The following is a 16,869-nucleotide window of genomic DNA, read 5'->3' as shown; positions in this document are numbered from 1 at the left end:
TGCTATTTAAATGCAATTAAAATTATTTTTGCACAATTTGATTTATATTTTTTGCACAATTTGATTTGACGATTATATAAGTAACGGAACATACTACGAATGGTAAAAGTTATACAGAACGAGTCCGATTTAAGTAAGGCCCTGAGCGAGCCAGCCAGTGCTATATACTTTAACTCACAGGCATGCGGGGTTTGTCATGTTATGCTGCCCCAACTCGAGCAAATAGTTGGTAGTGAATTCCCCAAGATGCACATTTACGTGGTAAATGCCAACGAAACTCCTGAGATATGCGGGAAATTCTCAGTATTTACCTTTCCAACCGTGTTAATATTTTTTGAAGGGAAAGAATCGTTGCGTATGGCAAGGAATATCAACCTGGCCACTTTCAGGCAAGCCGTAGCTCGCCCCTACTCCATCCTCTTCGACTAGGGACGATCGAATGTTGCGCTAACAAATGGGTCGTTTACCTGCCCTGAAACACTATACTCCCAGTCAATTGTTTGGCTGTACCTGTGCCAAACACCCCTGCCAGTTATAAAGTATAGATCGCTATTGGTGCTTAGCACCGTAAAAACGGTATCCTTAAGCTGAACATAGGTTTCAACGTCAAGCCCAAGGTTGTAAAGGTTATAAATCACGTAGGTTGAGCTATCGAGTTGGGTGTAGCGGTCAACACTCACGTTATACGACCTGAATTTGGTTCCCTGGTAATTCTCCCGGCACCGCCAAACCCCGGTAATCCCCTCCTCTTTTTCGTATTTGTCGCATGATGAACCAGATAGCAATACAAAAGTTGCTATGAACAATAACAGTTGGGCAGTCCTTTTCATATCTCAAGTATTTAAGTGATGAAGGGCATTAGCCCTTCACCACCTTATCAATTAAACTATCGTCGGCAATATTAGGAAGCGTAACCTTGAGCAGAGGGGTGCGTTCCATCTCGCGCTTAATGGCAAACATTGCGCCGCTGTTACGCGCCCAACTCCTACGGGCAATGCCATTGTTCACATCCCAGTGGAGCATCATGTGGAGGCGTCTATCGGCAGCATCGGAGCCATCGAGAGTGAGGCCAAAGCCGCCGTTTATTACCTCGCCCCAGCCAACACCACCTCCGTTGTGAATTGATACCCAGGTGGCACCACGGAAAGCATCACCAATTACGTTGTGGATAGCCATATCGGCAGTGAAGCGTGAGCCATCGTAGATGTTTGATGTTTCGCGGTATGGCGAGTCAGTTCCCGATACATCGTGGTGGTCGCGACCCAGCACTACCGGGGCTGAAATGCGCCCGTCGCGGATTGCCTTGTTAAAGGCAGCAGCAATCTTAATACGGCCTTCGGCATCGGCGTAAAGGATTCGGGCCTGTGATCCAACCACCAGGTTGTTCTTACCAGCCTCGCGTATCCAGTGAATGTTATCCTGTAGCTGCCCCATGATTTCGGCAGGAGCATTCTTGGCTATCTCCTCAAGTACCTCAAGTGCTATAGCATCGGTGGTGGCCAAATCCTTAGGATCGGACGAGGTGCAAACCCAGCGGAATGGGCCAAAGCCGTAGTCAAAGAACATGGGCCCCATTATGTCCTGAACATAGGACGGGTACCTAAAATCGCCGTTAGGTTTAAGGATATCGGCACCGGCGCGGCTACTCTCCAGTAGGAATGCATTGCCATAGTCGAAAAAGTACATGCCACGCTCTGTCATCTTATTAATAGCATTTACATGCCTGCGAAGACTCTCGTAAACCTTTTCCTTGAAAAGTTCTGGCTGTTCAGCCATCATCCTGTTAGCCTCCTCAAAGCTAAGGCCTACAGGGTAGTACCCTCCAGAAAATGGGTTATGGAGTGAGGTTTGGTCGCTCCCCAAATCAACATGGATATTCTCCTCAACCAACCGTTCCCAAAGGTCAACAATATTCCCATGGTAGGCCAGCGATACCGCTTCCTTGTTGGCAGAGGCCTCACGAATTCTGGGAATTAGCTCGTCAAGGCTGGAGTAAACCTCATCCACCCACTTTTGTCCATGGCGAACCTCAACAGCCTTGGGGTTAATCTCGGCAATAACGCCAACCATTCCTGCAACCACGGTAGCCTTGGGCTGAGCACCCGACATTCCACCAAGACCTGATGATACAAATATTTTACCCCGCAAATCGGTTTCGCCCGGTTTCATCTGCTTACGACCAGCGTTCATCACGGTAATGGTTGTTCCATGCACAATCCCTTGAGGGCCAATGTACATGAATGAACCCGCTGTCATCTGCCCGTATTGGGTCACGCCAAGTGCGTTGTAACGCTCCCAGTCGTCCTTACTGGAGTAGTTGGGAATCATCATTCCATTGGTAACCACCACGCGGGGTGCATCCGGGTGCGATGGGAAAAGCCCCATGGGGTGGCCTGAGTAAAGAACAAGGGTTTGCTCATCGGTCATCTCGGCCAGGTACTTCATGGTTAAGCGGTACTGCGCCCAGTTCTGGAACACCGCCCCATTCCCGCCGTAGGTTATAAGCTCATGCGGATGCTGCGCCACAGCATAATCCAGGTTATTACTTAGCATTAGCATGATAGATGCAGCCTGAACCGATTTATGCGGGAAATCGTTAATGGATCGCGCATAAATCTTATAATCGGGCCGGAAACGGTACATGTAGATTCGACCGTACTCCTCCAGCTCACGGGCAAACTCCTCGGCCAGAACAGCATGATGCTTTGTCGGAAAATACCTAAGGGCATTCTTAACCGCTAGCTTCTTCTCCTCAAGGGTAAGAATCTTTTTGCGCTTAGGCGCATGGTTAACCGAGGGATCCCATGGCTTGGGTGCTGGAAGCTCATCGGGAATCCCCTGCAGTATATCCTTACGGAACTCTTCAAGTGTCATAGTTACATTTTTTTTACTCTTACCGCAAAGGTAGGAATTTTAAAACGATTTCAGGCGAGGGAGGTGGGAAAGATTATTAAGATGTAAAAGGAGTTAGAAGAAGTTAGAGGAAGTTAGAGGAAGTTAGAGGAAGTTAGAGGAATGGGGTGGAATGAACCGGAATTATTCGGAATTATTCGGAATGGGAGGGAACCAGTTGTAACAGGGCGGTATTGCTGTATTAAAAAAAACTAACGTTTAATCCATTGATGTAAACAAATGTTTTTTATAAATTGCATTACTTTAGTAATACTTTACCTATTGCAATAGCTTAAAGTTCCAAATGCAACGATATTAAATACAACCCAAAATTATCACTTTTCAAAATGGAATAGATAGAATAAAGATGAAGATATGAGCACAATTGCAATAACCGACTGCGAAGGCAACGTTTTGTATAGCCTTGAAGAATGTGAGATGTTCCCCAATTACACTGCAGTACTAAAAGATGCAATTGCACAGGGTAAAGACCTAACGGGATTGTGCATTAAAAACCAAAACATAAGTAATGTAGTATTCCAAGGAACCACGCTTTACAATGCGGTGTTCGAGAATTGTAACTTTCATAAGGTCGAGTTCATTGAATGCCAAGCCGATTCCGTTTGGTTCAATAGATGCAACCTTGATGGGCTTAAAGTCAAAAAGACAAACCTTTCCAAAGCCCAAATTCACAAATGTAGTATTAGCAAGGCACACTTTACCAGGTCAAATCTTAACGACTCTTTAATATTTGATAGTAATTTACACCTTGCCGTTTTCCTTAAGACACAACTCAATAATGTTGGGTTTGATAATTGCAACCTAGAAAAAGCAAAGTTTGAAGAGTGTTCACTGGCTGAAGCAGGATTTTACAATTTATCTCCAACCTACCAATGGATTAACGATGTCCTATTCTCAAGATGCATATTGAATAACTGTAACCTGAGTTCGCTGAACTCCCTCTCGATGCTTTTCATTCGGGAAAGCAATATTGAAGATGCAGAACTTCAGGATCAAAACTTTACCAGGGTAATCAATACTTACACTAAAGTGCTGTATGCCATTGAATCCGATACGGTTTGGTGGGAAGACTTTAGAGGAAACTTTGAGCAGTTTAAAGATATGGTTGAGAACGACACGATGGAAAACGGAACTAAATATTACCTTGATGACTTTTTGTATGACGAGTTAAGCAAGGTTGTGTATTACCTGGAGCAGTGGCATAATGAACAAACAATTATTGCTCAAAATACGCTAAGCATCAATAAATGCGAATAGCAATTGCACTAAACACGATTGGTTCAGATTGTATCGTTTGCATATTGGTCATACCCTTTGCTACACCGCATAAAGTGCTACAGACATGTTAATATGTTCTTTGCATCCAACGCATTAAAAATACATCATACACGCTATAGCTTGATCCCGTTGAGCTAACGCTTTCAAGTATCATTTCTTTCTCAAGGAGGGCATCGAGCATCCTATGAATGGACGAGGGTGTACCCAGCTGATGCTTGACAAGGAATTCCTTGCTATATATTTGTGATACTGATTCCTCCTTTGCCAGGGCAAGTAGAAACTCCCATTGCTTACTGGTGATTAAATTTCTAAACTGAAGGTATATGGGCTCATTCTCCCTAAGCAACGCTAAACACTCTGCCTTCACGGCATCCAAGTTAATTTTTCTCAACGAATATAGCCTATTGCAAAGACTCTGCGTGTAAAATGTATAGCCCTTTGTCCATTCCAGCACGTAATCGATGCTTTCATCATCTATAGCTCTTCCCCCTTGTTCAAATTTTTCACGAATGAAATTTCTGTACGTTACCCTTTCAATAGCATCAAGGTTGATGAAACGGGTACTGGAGTAGAAAGGTCTATTGGCATTGGCAAAAATATCCATAAGGGTATGCCTTCGACTACCACTAAAAATAAAACAAAGCCGGTTAAATTGTTGAATATACGTACGGAGTATAGCCTCCACATTTTTCTCGGGGTAATGAGCAATTTGCTGAAACTCGTCAATGGCAACCACAACAGGATGAGGTTGTTCATTTATAAAAGCAAGCAATTGCTGGAGCGTGTATTCCTTATCGCTCTCGGATTGGTAATTAAACTGCACTTGCGGTGCGCCAGTGATGGCATCGAACGAGAATACTGGTCGTAAGCCCTTAAGCAGTTTTAGGAAACGCTTTCCCACAGGGGTTCTCTCGGGAAACTTATTGATAATTGCAGTGGTAAGCAGTTTAATGAAATCAGAGAGATTGCGTGAGGAGTAAATATCCACGTAAACAGTTCCGTAATCACCCATTTCGCCAAGCATCTCAAAAAAGCGTAAAATTAGCCCTGTTTTCCCCAATCTGCGTGGCGATATCAAAGTTGTATTCACATTACCCCTTACATTCCTCAGCAGGACATTCAACTCATCCTCACGATTGCAAAAATACTCCTTTGAGATATAACTATTAACCAAGAAGGGATTTATATCCTTTACCCTAGCCATTTTACCATTTATTTTATGCTAATATATGTAGAAAAACACATTTCGCAAAATATATAACGCATTTTGTATAACGCATATTGCGAAATTGATGTATTTAATAATCAAAGTTTATGGGTTAACCAAACTTATTCAATCCACGCACCCGCGCGGGGTGCGACTAATAGTTTAGCGGCTCTGGCGCCGTAGTCCCCTAACTTGTCAAACCCTTTCATTACTCTAGTTTTCCAATGTATTTTTCCTTGTAAAATATGTTATCATAGTCGGGATTGTCCTTAGGGCTGTCATGCAACGGCTTTTCTCCAACCTTTTGCTTCCAATACTTTTCGGGTATGCGGTCAAGGTAAGCAACACAAGTTCGGTTTTTAATGTAATAGATGCACGTTTCGCAAAGCCTTTCGGGGCGTTCGATTTCGTCGTTAAATGTTCTAATTTTTTTCATGGCTCTATTTTTTTAGGTAAGGATTGTCTAATTTAAGTAACATTTCTACAATTTCAATCATTTCTATTGTTAATTGCATATGCTTAGCCGAACTTGCAAAAAACACTCGGTTAAGATTGTATCTTTGACATACTGGTCACAACATTTCAACCAATTTTTTGTAGGTTTGTGGTGATGTGAATTGCTTTGGCTTCGCCGAGCTCGCAAAAAAAGTTCGGTTCAGATTGTATCTTTGACATATTGGTCACAACATTAAGCTAATCGCTTTAACAGCATCTTTTGTTGTGAATTGCTTTCAGATTGTATCTTTGACATATTGGTCACAACAAAATTGTTTGATTTCTGAACTTAGGAATAGTTGTGAATTGCTTTCAGATTGTATCTTTGACATATTGGTCACGACTTGATACTGCGGAGGCTGCCATCGCAGCAGTTGTGAATTGCTTTCAGATTGTATCTTTGACATATTGGTCACAACGTTATCAGTGTAGGTCAAGTAACTGAATTAGTTGTGAATTGCTTTCAGATTGTATCTTTGACATATTGGTCACAACATCTGTATATTTTATATGATACATTTGTAAGTTGTGAATTGCTTTCAGATTGTATCTTTGACATATTGGTCACAACATTCACGTTACTATAAACATCATATTCGGTTAATTCAGACTCTCTATTAATTAGTTGAATCTTATCAACGTTATCAACATTAACCGATTTAACGTGTTTAAATTTTCCTAATAATATTTCAACTTCTTTTTCCATATACAATAAATACAATTAATATAAAAATTTTATATTTTTTTGTAACATTATTAAAATACCATCGTATTATACATCAAACTTAAATACTGAAAACTATGAAAAGACTGAACTTAATTATCATGATGTTCGCAATGGTATTGGTTAATACCGCTTGCGATGAAAAGGAAGAACCAACCCCAACGTTCAAGCACATCATTGAACTCAATGAACTTATGGGGTATTGGCAACACCAATCCACCGAATACATGGGTGATGAGATTACCAACTGCGATGAACTTAGCGCATCATCTAAAATTCCCGAAAATAAAAAGGGTTTGATTATTTTTGATTTGAATATTAAACCAACATTAGCACCACCTACCGATATTATATACTTTGATGCTTATTGTGATTGGTTTAAATGTAATGATAATAATAAATATGATTCGAGATTGAAATTACATGACACCGAAAATAAAATAACCATAGGATCTAATACAGTATTTGAAGTGCTGTCTTACGATAAAACAAGAAAAACATTGAAAATAAAAATGGTTGAACCTGATGAAAGTTATAATACTGTTGGTGCAATATATACACTAAAAAAGCAATAATAAACAATAAAATACGTGAAAAATAACCCTTTCGGTTTTTTGTGAAAGGGTTATTTTTTTTATTGTATATTAAGCACCCTTGAAACGAAGTCGATACAATCTGCAGTATCGAAGCCCTTGTAGAAGTAAACATACCCATTCTTTGTGGTATTAGTTGAATTCCCATTCAGTTTACCCCCGCCATACGGGCAGTCCTTCAATCCGTGCATGTAATTATCAATGTTAATAGTATTATTATTAAAATAATTATCATCATTATCACCCCCCTTTTTTGGGAATCCCCTAAAGATTTTGATTTCGTTTTCGGGTACAACGATGAAGTTAGTCCAGTTAAGGTCGGTACGTGGAAACCACTTGGTGTTGGTATCGTTGGCAGCAATGGGGTCGTTATTATCGGTTAGCCTATTTTTTGCTTTAGGGATGTGAAAGTAGGTATTAACCCGCATACCATCAAACTCATCGCTAACCACATACCCTAACTGTGGTAAATAGATTGAGAAGTTAAGCCAGTTACCACCGAATAGTTTTGTGCCTGACTTATCAGCACCATTTGAAGGAAATTCATAGGGTTCATTATCTTCACCATCGGTTTGAATGACACCCACCATAAAACGGGGGTCTTTATTATACAGGTTATTAACACTATCAATGTTAGTAAAACCATCGTTATCGTCATCCCTAACATAGATATGATTTATTTTATTATAAACAGTAGCATTGAAACGGGCAACGCTGTAAATGGTATTAGCCGAAAAGGTGTAGTGCTGGTTACGCCATTGGTGTGCGGTACTACTACTTTCCAACCCCTGTTTTGGGTTTGCGCTTTGCGGTATCTTAATGCGTGTTCGGAATTGGGTAACAGAACGGGTGTTATCGGCAATTTCATCGTTAATTTTTTTAAAGGGAACGGGTATGCTATCTTCAGTATATTCTAAAATAATAAAACCCTTGAATTCGGTGTAAATACCACCATTATATGATTCGGGTACTTCAACTCTTTCACCTAAATCATTAATAATTACTTTTTTTCTGTTACAGTTGATGATAAAAACAAAATCACCATCACGTTTATAAACACTGTATTCAGCAGGGTCTAATAATTTCATTTTTTGATATAAATCAACACCATTTTGTTCAATTTCTTCATCAGATACTGTATTTGGATAATAATATATTTTTTCAGAAATAATACCAATTCGTTTATTTTTTATTTTAATATCAGCATGACTATCATACGGATCGTTATTGTTTGTTTTATATAGTTGTGCGTATGAGAATTTATGAAAAGCATCACCATCATCATCATCACCTTCATAATTATCGCACCACCTACTATTCTCACCATCGGTAAATACACTACCAAAAATTGTAAACTGACTAGCAATATTAGCACGAATTCTAAAATCTTGTCTAGTGATACCAATTTCAAAATTATTTTTATCACCCCAAAATGGTCTAATATCAACACTAATTTCTTGTGTTTCGATATGTGGAAGGTCGTCAATATCATTACTTTCCTTAATACGTGTGTTATTATCGGTAAATAGGTTTGGTGTTGTGAATTGCTTTCAGATTGTATCTTTGACATATTGGTCACAACTTGTATATTATGATTTATGTGATATAAATGGTTGTGAATTGCTTTCAGATTGTATCTTTGACATATTGGTCACAACGATAATATTGAAGCAGATGATATAATTGCTGTTGTGAATTGCTTTCAGATTGTATCTTTGACATATTGGTCACAACAGAACTACAGAAGCAGCAAAGCGTACGCTGGTTGTGAATTGCTTTCAGATTGTATCTTTGACATATTGGTCACAACACATACTGCTCGATGTACACCCTGCTCGAGTTGTGAATTGCTTTCAGATTGTATCTTTGACATATTGGTCACAACTTCTGATTACGAAAGGGAAAACCTTTCTAAGTTGTGAATTGCTTTCAGATTGTATCTTTGACATATTGGTCACAACCGTTGTCATTGACAAAGCGACGTCGATGGAGTTGTGAATTGCTTTCAGATTGTATCTTTGACATATTGGTCACAACGTGGCCGCTGCTATACCGCATCGAACGTCTGTTGTGAATTGCTTTCAGATTGTATCTTTGACATATTGGTCACAACAGCAATGCCTGCGCAGGCGCGAGCGGCGCCGTTGTGAATTGCTTTCAGATTGTATCTTTGACATATTGGTCACAACCAATATCGACGACATGATTATTTGGTACTAGTTGTGAATTGCTTTCAGATTGTATCTTTGACATATTGGTCACAACGCACCCATTGTTAGTAAATACGCCGGGTCAGTTGTGAATTGCTTTCAGATTGTATCTTTGACATATTGGTCACAACTAGCGTTGATGGTGGTAGCTCTGGCAACAAGTTGTGAATTGCTTTCAGATTGTATCTTTGACATATTGGTCACAACGTGGGTAGATGTGATGGAATATTTGAATTGGTTGTGAATTGCTTTCAGATTGTATCTTTGACATATTGGTCACAACCCATTACCAATTGCACCTACAGTTACTGTAGTTGTGAATTGCTTTCAGATTGTATCTTTGACATATTGGTCACAACCTTAGAACAGAAGGAGATTATCCATTAACTGTTGTGAATTGCTTTCAGATTGTATCTTTGACATATTGGTCACAACAAGGCTGATAAGTTAACAGAGTTGCAGCGTGTTGTGAATTGCTTTCAGATTGTATCTTTGACATATTGGTCACAACCAACCCCATTGATGTTGCTGCAGTTCGAGCGTTGTGAATTGCTTTCAGATTGTATCTTTGACATATTGGTCACAACGTTATCCTTCTCTTCCTTACTCTTACCCTTGTTGTGAATTGCTTTCAGATTGTATCTTTGACATATTGGTCACAACACTTTCTTCCCATTTTCCACTATCCTTTGAGTTGTGAATTGCTTTCAGATTGTATCTTTGACATATTGGTCACAACTTGAAAAAGATTCTTTGGGTAGTTTCCTTAGTTGTGAATTGCTTTCAGATTGTATCTTTGACATATTGGTCACAACTTGCTTTTGAATCTTTGTTCCTTCTGGCAAGTTGTGAATTGCTTTCAGATTGTATCTTTGACATATTGGTCACAACTGACTAATACAAATACCCAATTCTAAACGTGTTGTGAATTGCTTTCAGATTGTATCTTTGACATATTGGTCACAACCAACCCCATTGATGTTGCTGCAGTTCGAGCGTTGTGAATTGCTTTCAGATTGTATCTTTGACATATTGGTCACAACTTTACGATAAAGTTCAGAACTAAAGTTAGGTTGTGAATTGCTTTCAGATTGTATCTTTGACATATTGGTCACAACAGTAGTTGGATTGGTTAGCGTGCGGTTACTGTTGTGAATTGCTTTCAGATTGTATCTTTGACATATTGGTCACAACACGGAGGAACAGATTAAAACGTTTATTAAGGTTGTGAATTGCTTTCAGATTGTATCTTTGACATATTGGTCACAACTACGGCCTCGGCAATTGTGGAGGCCCTTCCGTTGTGAATTGCTTTCAGATTGTATCTTTGACATATTGGTCACAACAACAGCGTTAATAACAACGCTAACCAACTGGTTGTGAATTGCTTTCAGATTGTATCTTTGACATATTGGTCACAACTCACGGCGTTCGGGCCGATCACGGCGCCTTGTTGTGAATTGCTTTCAGATTGTATCTTTGACATATTGGTCACAACATAGGAGAAATTATCGTTCTGACCTTTAATTAGTTAGGCCAATATTTCGGATAAAAAAAAGTGACCAATAAAGTATCCACAGAAAGCTTTTTCTGTGGATTTTTTATTTCTGCTATATGCCTTTAATGGTTTAAATGCTTCCGTTCTAAAACAGTTCCAGTTGCTGTGGTTCAGGGCTTGCCTTAATGGGTTTTGTGGCGAGGAATATTTCCATGGCCCCAAACTGCTTGTCGGTTATGCAAAGTATGCCCACGTAGCCGTTGGGGGGCAAAAAACTCTTCACGCGCTTAATATGAACATCGGCATTCTCACGACTTGGGCAGCACCGGGTATAGATTGAGAACTGGAACATGGAGAAACCATCCTTTATTAAGTTTTTCCGGAAAAGAGCATACTGCTTACGCTCCTTTTTGGTTTCGGTTGGTAAATCGAAAAAAACTAACACCCACATAACTCGGTACTGGTTTAGACGGTTAAGAGTGGTCATAGATGTTTAGGAGTTGAACCCCTACAGGGTTCAGAACCCTGTAGGGGTTTGTATTGAAATCACGAAAATGTTGGATACAATATTTTACGACTAGCACCCTCGAAGCAATCGTACAGCGATGATGTTGTTCGTTGAGTGGCAATCATCAGGGGGCTGCTTTTACTATCAATCACCACATCTATTGCCGGAATTACAAGGAGTTTTGCCTTTATCTCCCTGGTTAACTCGGTACAATCGATACCACTTTTTACAATTTCAAGCACAACCCTATCCACAAACGGCCGGTAGGGTTCCATTATGTCGTCGGCAAGGCAAAAGGCGTTGTAGCGGTTGTGATGGTGAATTCCCAGCGTTGGTAGCAAACCGCTTGCTACCAGGCTACGTGCTATTACAGCACGTAGGATGGCATAACCGTAGTTCAACAAATTATTGGGCTCGTCCTCATACCTGCCACGTGTAAAAATATCGTTGAAGTAGCCCGAAAAAAGGTTTTTCCAATAGTAAGCAGCAGCACGGCCCTCGTAGTTATCGGGGTCGCCACTCCTTACACTTCTAGCCCAGTATAGCATAGGCTCAACATCAATGCCAAGCGATTTTAAAAGCGCTGCCTGATTCTGTATTTTGGCTTGTACCGTTTGCTGCCAAAGCTGCTTTTTTAGCGGGACACTTGCCTCCAGCTGCGCAGTAAAACGTTCGCTTTGCAGTGTGTTCGATTCCAGAGGGTAAAGCAGCCCCGAGGGCATATGCCGCTCATTGGTTGTAATAACTGCAGCATTATTTGCCAGTAGTTTGTTGAGCAACACGTGGGTTATGGTGATTTGTGGGGAATCAAGAATAACCACTCCAATATCTTCAATGGGGATTGATTTGCTCTCAGTATCACCACTTGGGTATTCAACTACCATTTGCTCATCCTTTGCCTTTAGGTAGGCAGGGTTTCCGAAATAAAGGGTGCGTTTTATCATATTTGTTTCATTATACCTCTGACAGGGTTTAAAACCTGTCAGAGGTCAATAATTATGTCTAGGTCAACTATTTTACAATGACAATCAATAAAATTCTCCTTGCTGCCGAACCATTCAAGCACGGTTTCCCTATGAACCTTTGTTGACTTTGTGGAGATAATACTCCTATACGATGTCCATGGGTAATCCCTATAATCACTGGTAAAGCCGTGGTGAACGGGATTCTGATGTATATAAACTACAAGGTTTTGGAAGTATTTCTCGGAGGTTATTTTTAGACGATGGAAATTTTTCTCAAATAGACTTCCCGTGCGATTATTTTTTAGGTTGAAATACTTTGTATAAGAGTTGAACAGATGCGAGAACATTCTGTAAGGAACGGGTTTCTTTCCATTAACGCTTCCAGATCCTTCGGATTCTGGAAGGTTATGGGTGAATTGCCACTTTAACCTTCCAGAGTCGATAGACCTGGAAGGGTTAAAGTCCTGAAGGAATCCAATTTCGTTCTCCTCTTTTACCCGCACCAGCAAATGAAAATGGTTCCCCATCAAGCACCAGGCAAAGGTATCGGCAATTGGAGTGATATATTTATCGTAAAGCCTAAGAAAATGCAAGTAGTTATCAGGTACATAAAACAATGGCGTGCCGTTTATTCCACGGTTGTAAATGTGGTAGTAACCGCCGTGCTCCAATGGTATATCCCAAGAATTTGGCATGAGGTTTTTTAATTATTTCTTCATTGATAACACTGACAGGGTTTTAAACCCTGTCAGTGTTATTCCAAGAGGTAATATTTCCAATATAATCAATTTTAACTTTTACTGGATTCAAATTGAACAAAGCCCCTAAACTCTGAATTAAATAGTATCTTTTACTTCTTTTTGAGTTGTCGTCGTCTATTAGCTGTGTTTCTAAATGATGCCTAAACACGTAATTTTTCTCTGCAAGTTTCTGTACTCTATATAATTTATTGCTTATTGCTTTAAAATCATTTTTAACTATACAGTCAGAGAATTCCTCAGGAGTCATTCCAAGGACAAACATCTCATTCTGCTGCATGCTCAACTCCAGGGTCAGGTTAGGCGATGGTAGTTTTTCAAGGAACTCTTCGGGGTAAGTTCCATCAGGTTTTTCCTGGATTTTATCCCAAACCTCATTTGTATTTTTGATAATTACAGGCAACCCGAATTTCTTTCGCTCAACGGCATGCCAGAATGTGCATACGTGTTCATGCTTGTTACCATCGGAATCGGTATATATTGCAATGTGATGATTGTTTCCGGGCTTTACGTAACCAATGTTGTTGCCATTCTCATCCTTTTTTACAAGAACTACCGCCGAGAGACCCGTATAGCATCGAACTGTCTTGATTGGTATTGGTAGGCCTTCATCCTCATACCATTTAATCACCTTATCGCCACGCTGTATGTCCTTAAAAGCCTCTTTCGGTTTACCATTAAATTTGTTAAGCCTTGCTTGCAGTATCTGTTTAATCCTCCCATCAACAACTTTATCAACCTTATTGAAATTTATATCAACCGGATATTTTATCACATAGTCGCTGCTAAAGCATGAAGCGTATTCAAGCAAAACCTGTTTATTTTTATCAATATACAAAGGCTCTTTTTTCAACGAGGCAATGGCATCCTTTACGTTTTCATGTTTTGAAAGACGTTCCTCAACTAGTTTTTTTATTTTTGGAAGCACAATTAAATGGGGGTTTTCAAACGCGTACTTAATTGGCTTGCGTTCAACAGTCTTAACCTTCCCATACACACTCTCTTCGTGTAATGCTCCTCTTGGAATAATAATGCCTGTTTGAACAACCTTTTTATTACCCTTTTTCCCGACCTTCCTTTTACCAATAACCGCAACCTTTTTGCCTGCCTTAAACGATACCAAAATTTCTGCAACTTTTTCCTCAACCTCCTTAACTGTAAAGGGCTGTTCGCTAATTATATATTTTTCAAGGAGCGAGAGCTTTTCTTTAAATTCTAAAGATTTTTTCTCAACATCGGCTATCAGGTCTTGTTTTGTTTTGCTTGAGTTAAGGGTGTTAAATCGCTGAATATAACCCTGTTTTGTGCATGCAATAACAAGTGCATCTACTGCGTGATGCCGATGGTCGTCGCGTTTACTCCATCCTGTAATAACTTCCTTCCTGTGCTTATTCTTGCCATGCTCGCTTTCCCACTCCACAAACGATGTCAAGCCTAACTCCTTATATTTGTTAAATTGAAGATTCATAGTAACATCGTCCCAACCCCATAATCTCCTGAGTTCAGCAGTAACGCTACCTGAAGTAGTCCATACATTATGTGAAATTGATAGAAGTACTTCCCTTGCCTTTTTTGCAATATACTGGCTTTCCCTTAACTGTCGGTCAATAAAGTTTTCTGGTATTTTGCTTTCGGTCATAAGCAGTTTGTCGCGCTTAGCCTTGCTAATAACTTTATTTGCGTACAGCTTCGATACCCTCTCAATGTAGGCATTAAAAACCTCAGTGGGTTTTGATTTCATAAAATCGTAAGCAGTCATATCGCCTTTACCAGAATTGCAGTGGCGATGTGCAAGGGTTTTATTGCTTTGTGAATCGTCAAAGAGTTTGGATTTTGGAATTATATGTTCAATATCAACGTCAGTGCCCTTAATTGCCTCAACCAAAGAGATTGGTTGGCCACAGTAAATACAAATTGCGTTTAACTTCTTATCCTCATTGTCCATTTCCTCATAAAGACGCCATTTAAGAATATTGTTTCGGGTTGCTCTTAGCCCAAACTCTTGCAGTTTCTTAGCTATTTGTTCATTCTCCCTTTCCCGCTTTGTAATATTCAAATAAGTTTCGTTACGTTCATCCTTACTTTGCTTTAGCTCTCTGGCTAATTCAACCCTAATCTCATCGGGTTTCCCGTATTTATCAATAATTGCATTGACAACATTAACCATTTGGTTCAGTATTTTTTCCACAATGGGTTGCCTGAGCGAATTTTTTGGAATAGGCTTTAATTTATCCAGTAACTCTCTTTTTAAATTCTCATCTTTTGTAAGGGAATTTGAATGATTATAACCAGCATAGCACATGGCTTCGCTATACCCATCTCCCTCCATTAGGTATGGCAAAATTTTTCTTAATGTTTTTGCCGATTTATTGCCAAATCCTTGTTTTGTAAAATCGATACCTGAGAGCTTATCAGCTATTTCTTTTTCTATGTTAAACTTGGCCTGTAAAACCCTACTGCATTCATCTTGGTCAGATATTGAGTATATGGTATGCCATAGCACATACAGTGGCTCTTTCTCTATTTTTGGATGAATGTACTTTATAGTTTTCTCGTTTATTACCTCCCCGGTGGAATTATCATAAAGGTATGTTTGTTTACCAGTTTCAATAACCTCAACATCAAACTTTAAAAGATGAGCATACTTACTAACATCATCAAAACAATTTAATATAGCACACTTGGTTGTATTACCATTAATTCCCTTAGCCAATTGCTTATTGAAAAAACATTCGTTTTTCTTCAAGCCTAGAATCCTTATAATATCAGTAGGGGTAAGTTTTTCATTATTGTCTAAATGTTCAAAAAGCGCCTTTTTCTGTTCAAGGGTTATTTCAACGTTATTTCCCTGTTTATTTTCAATTCTAATGTTATTGATGTTCTCCCAAATCTTTGCAAGTTGAAAAAGAGGTGAACTTTTGGGAGCAACCTTTGGACCAACAAAGTATTCTTTGCCATCGTTCCCTTTACGCCAGAATCCCTCAAACTCACATACCGACACAAGACCTTTCTGGGATTTTAAGGGTCTTTGATAATATATTATTTCGTCCCGAATTTTTGAGATTAACTCATCGGTTAAAATATCGGGATAATGCTTTTTTTGTTCATTGCAAATACTATCAAACTCTTCAATATAGGCTTCTCGAGGGAATACATTCTCTTTAACTCTAAAAAACGGGTCATTCTTTAATTGCTGGTAAAAGTACTGGCCAATGGTAAGGTTTTGCTCTTTAATCAGCTGATGGCGACTTTTAACCTTTGCTACATACTCAGTATCCTTTTTATCCAAATTAGAGTCGCTTCTACTACTCTTGTACCCACGCTTTTGATTCAGCCACAATAGAATTCTGCCTAACTCAGGAAGCGATACCTTTTCGCTTACTGCTTTACTCCTTAGTTCCCAGAGCTGCATTTTGGGAAGCCCTTTCAGCTCATCCGTTGGATACATATTATGCTTTATCAACTCTTGGACAAGGTATTTTCTGCGGAGTTGATACCTGTCATAACCCTTGCGTACGGTTCGCATTTTTGTTCGGATAGAGTTTCTACTTTCACCCGTTCCCTTTTCAAAGTCTTTCCCTTCAGTTCCTTCGTAAGGAATAATGCGACAACCTAAACCCAAAATTTCACGATTTACATTACCATTATTTTCGCTTTCACTTATTAACGCCCAGCCAATTGAAGCGGAACCTAAATCAAGTCCTAAAATTCTTTTCATAA

Annotated in this window: 12 protein-coding genes and 1 CRISPR repeat array; of the genes, 3 read left to right on the top strand and 9 right to left on the bottom strand. The window is 39.5% G+C overall.

Annotation, left to right across the window (positions count from 1 at the left end; translation table 11 throughout):
* Nucleotides 1-99 precede the first annotated feature (99 nt).
* On the top strand, nucleotides 100-429 hold the full coding sequence (locus AB6811_RS12545) for a thioredoxin family protein (RefSeq protein WP_369490840.1): 330 nt from the start codon (nucleotides 100-102) through the stop codon (nucleotides 427-429).
* Here the strand turns inward: AB6811_RS12545 and AB6811_RS12540 are convergent.
* Together AB6811_RS12540 and hutU are read right to left on the bottom strand one after the other, a co-directional pair.
* The gene (locus tag AB6811_RS12540) at nucleotides 426-830 is read right to left on the bottom strand and encodes a hypothetical protein (RefSeq protein ID WP_369490839.1); all 405 of its coding nucleotides are present in this window, start codon (nucleotides 828-830) and stop codon (nucleotides 426-428) included. The genes AB6811_RS12545 and AB6811_RS12540 overlap by 4 nt on opposite strands.
* A gap of 28 nt (nucleotides 831-858) precedes the next feature.
* Complete coding sequence (gene hutU, locus AB6811_RS12535) at nucleotides 859-2,874, bottom strand: urocanate hydratase (RefSeq protein ID WP_369490838.1); 2,016 nt, start codon at nucleotides 2,872-2,874, stop codon at nucleotides 859-861.
* Nucleotides 2,875-3,267: 393 nt separating this feature from the next.
* Between hutU and AB6811_RS12530 the strand changes: the two genes are divergently transcribed.
* Complete coding sequence (locus tag AB6811_RS12530; RefSeq protein WP_369490837.1) at nucleotides 3,268-4,170, top strand: pentapeptide repeat-containing protein; 903 nt, start codon at nucleotides 3,268-3,270, stop codon at nucleotides 4,168-4,170.
* A gap of 88 nt (nucleotides 4,171-4,258) precedes the next feature.
* Here AB6811_RS12530 and AB6811_RS12525 read toward each other — a convergent pair whose 3' ends face one another.
* Both AB6811_RS12525 and AB6811_RS12520 read right to left on the bottom strand, forming a co-directional pair.
* Nucleotides 4,259-5,395: an AAA family ATPase gene (locus tag AB6811_RS12525; protein ID WP_369490836.1), complete on the bottom strand. Its 1,137-nt coding sequence runs from the start codon at nucleotides 5,393-5,395 to the stop codon at nucleotides 4,259-4,261.
* Between the two features lie 211 nt (nucleotides 5,396-5,606).
* Nucleotides 5,607-5,834 (bottom strand): hypothetical protein, encoded by a 228-nt coding sequence (locus AB6811_RS12520; protein ID WP_369490835.1) that lies wholly within the window; start codon nucleotides 5,832-5,834, stop codon nucleotides 5,607-5,609.
* Between the two features lie 860 nt (nucleotides 5,835-6,694).
* On the opposite strand from AB6811_RS12520, the gene AB6811_RS12515 reads away from it, so the two are divergent.
* The gene (locus tag AB6811_RS12515; RefSeq protein ID WP_369490834.1) at nucleotides 6,695-7,192 is read left to right on the top strand and encodes a hypothetical protein; all 498 of its coding nucleotides are present in this window, start codon (nucleotides 6,695-6,697) and stop codon (nucleotides 7,190-7,192) included.
* A gap of 59 nt (nucleotides 7,193-7,251) precedes the next feature.
* Here AB6811_RS12515 and AB6811_RS12510 read toward each other — a convergent pair whose 3' ends face one another.
* The 5 genes from AB6811_RS12510 to cas9 form a co-directional block, all read right to left on the bottom strand.
* Nucleotides 7,252-8,298 (bottom strand): hypothetical protein, encoded by a 1,047-nt coding sequence (locus AB6811_RS12510; RefSeq protein ID WP_369490833.1) that lies wholly within the window; start codon nucleotides 8,296-8,298, stop codon nucleotides 7,252-7,254.
* Nucleotides 8,299-8,746: 448 nt separating this feature from the next.
* A CRISPR array of direct repeats spans nucleotides 8,747-10,918; the repeat unit is 46 nt; unit sequence GTTGTGAATTGCTTTCAGATTGTATCTTTGACATATTGGTCACAAC.
* A 145-nt stretch (nucleotides 10,919-11,063) separates the two neighbouring features.
* A complete protein-coding gene (gene cas2, locus AB6811_RS12505) occupies nucleotides 11,064-11,405 on the bottom strand; it encodes a CRISPR-associated endonuclease Cas2 (RefSeq protein WP_369490832.1) in 342 nt (113 codons plus the stop codon).
* A 59-nt stretch (nucleotides 11,406-11,464) separates the two neighbouring features.
* On the bottom strand, nucleotides 11,465-12,370 hold the full coding sequence (gene cas1 / locus AB6811_RS12500; RefSeq protein ID WP_369490831.1) for a type II CRISPR-associated endonuclease Cas1: 906 nt from the start codon (nucleotides 12,368-12,370) through the stop codon (nucleotides 11,465-11,467).
* A gap of 38 nt (nucleotides 12,371-12,408) precedes the next feature.
* Nucleotides 12,409-13,086 (bottom strand): transposase, encoded by a 678-nt coding sequence (locus tag AB6811_RS12495; RefSeq protein ID WP_369490830.1) that lies wholly within the window; start codon nucleotides 13,084-13,086, stop codon nucleotides 12,409-12,411.
* 43 nt (nucleotides 13,087-13,129) lie between these two features.
* Nucleotides 13,130-16,867: a type II CRISPR RNA-guided endonuclease Cas9 gene (gene cas9, locus AB6811_RS12490; RefSeq protein WP_369490829.1), complete on the bottom strand. Its 3,738-nt coding sequence runs from the start codon at nucleotides 16,865-16,867 to the stop codon at nucleotides 13,130-13,132.
* Between the last annotated feature and the right edge of the window lie 2 nt (nucleotides 16,868-16,869).

The sequence above is a fragment of the Tenuifilum sp. 4138str genome (assembly GCF_041102575.1).
In the GTDB taxonomy this organism is placed as follows: Bacteria; Bacteroidota; Bacteroidia; order Bacteroidales; family Tenuifilaceae; genus Tenuifilum; species Tenuifilum osseticum.
This window is presented reverse-complemented; position numbering and strand designations above follow the sequence as displayed.

Excerpts from the sequence above, each read along its gene's own strand:
- AB6811_RS12545 (WP_369490840.1), top strand. The coding sequence starts at position 100 with ATGGTAAAAGTTATACAGAACGAGTCCGATTTAAGTAAGGCCCTGAGC.
- AB6811_RS12530 (WP_369490837.1), top strand. The coding sequence starts at position 3,268 with ATGAGCACAATTGCAATAACCGACTGCGAAGGCAACGTTTTGTATAGC.
- AB6811_RS12525 (WP_369490836.1), bottom strand. The coding sequence starts at position 5,395 with ATGGCTAGGGTAAAGGATATAAATCCCTTCTTGGTTAATAGTTATATC.
- cas9 (WP_369490829.1), bottom strand. The coding sequence starts at position 16,867 with ATGAAAAGAATTTTAGGACTTGATTTAGGTTCCGCTTCAATTGGCTGG.
- cas2 (WP_369490832.1), bottom strand. The coding sequence starts at position 11,405 with ATGACCACTCTTAACCGTCTAAACCAGTACCGAGTTATGTGGGTGTTA.
- AB6811_RS12520 (WP_369490835.1), bottom strand. The coding sequence starts at position 5,834 with ATGAAAAAAATTAGAACATTTAACGACGAAATCGAACGCCCCGAAAGG.
- hutU (WP_369490838.1), bottom strand. The coding sequence starts at position 2,874 with ATGACACTTGAAGAGTTCCGTAAGGATATACTGCAGGGGATTCCCGAT.
- AB6811_RS12540 (WP_369490839.1), bottom strand. The coding sequence starts at position 830 with ATGAAAAGGACTGCCCAACTGTTATTGTTCATAGCAACTTTTGTATTG.
- cas1 (WP_369490831.1), bottom strand. The coding sequence starts at position 12,370 with ATGATAAAACGCACCCTTTATTTCGGAAACCCTGCCTACCTAAAGGCA.
- AB6811_RS12495 (WP_369490830.1), bottom strand. The coding sequence starts at position 13,086 with ATGCCAAATTCTTGGGATATACCATTGGAGCACGGCGGTTACTACCAC.
- AB6811_RS12510 (WP_369490833.1), bottom strand. The coding sequence starts at position 8,298 with ATGAAATTATTAGACCCTGCTGAATACAGTGTTTATAAACGTGATGGT.
- AB6811_RS12515 (WP_369490834.1), top strand. The coding sequence starts at position 6,695 with ATGAAAAGACTGAACTTAATTATCATGATGTTCGCAATGGTATTGGTT.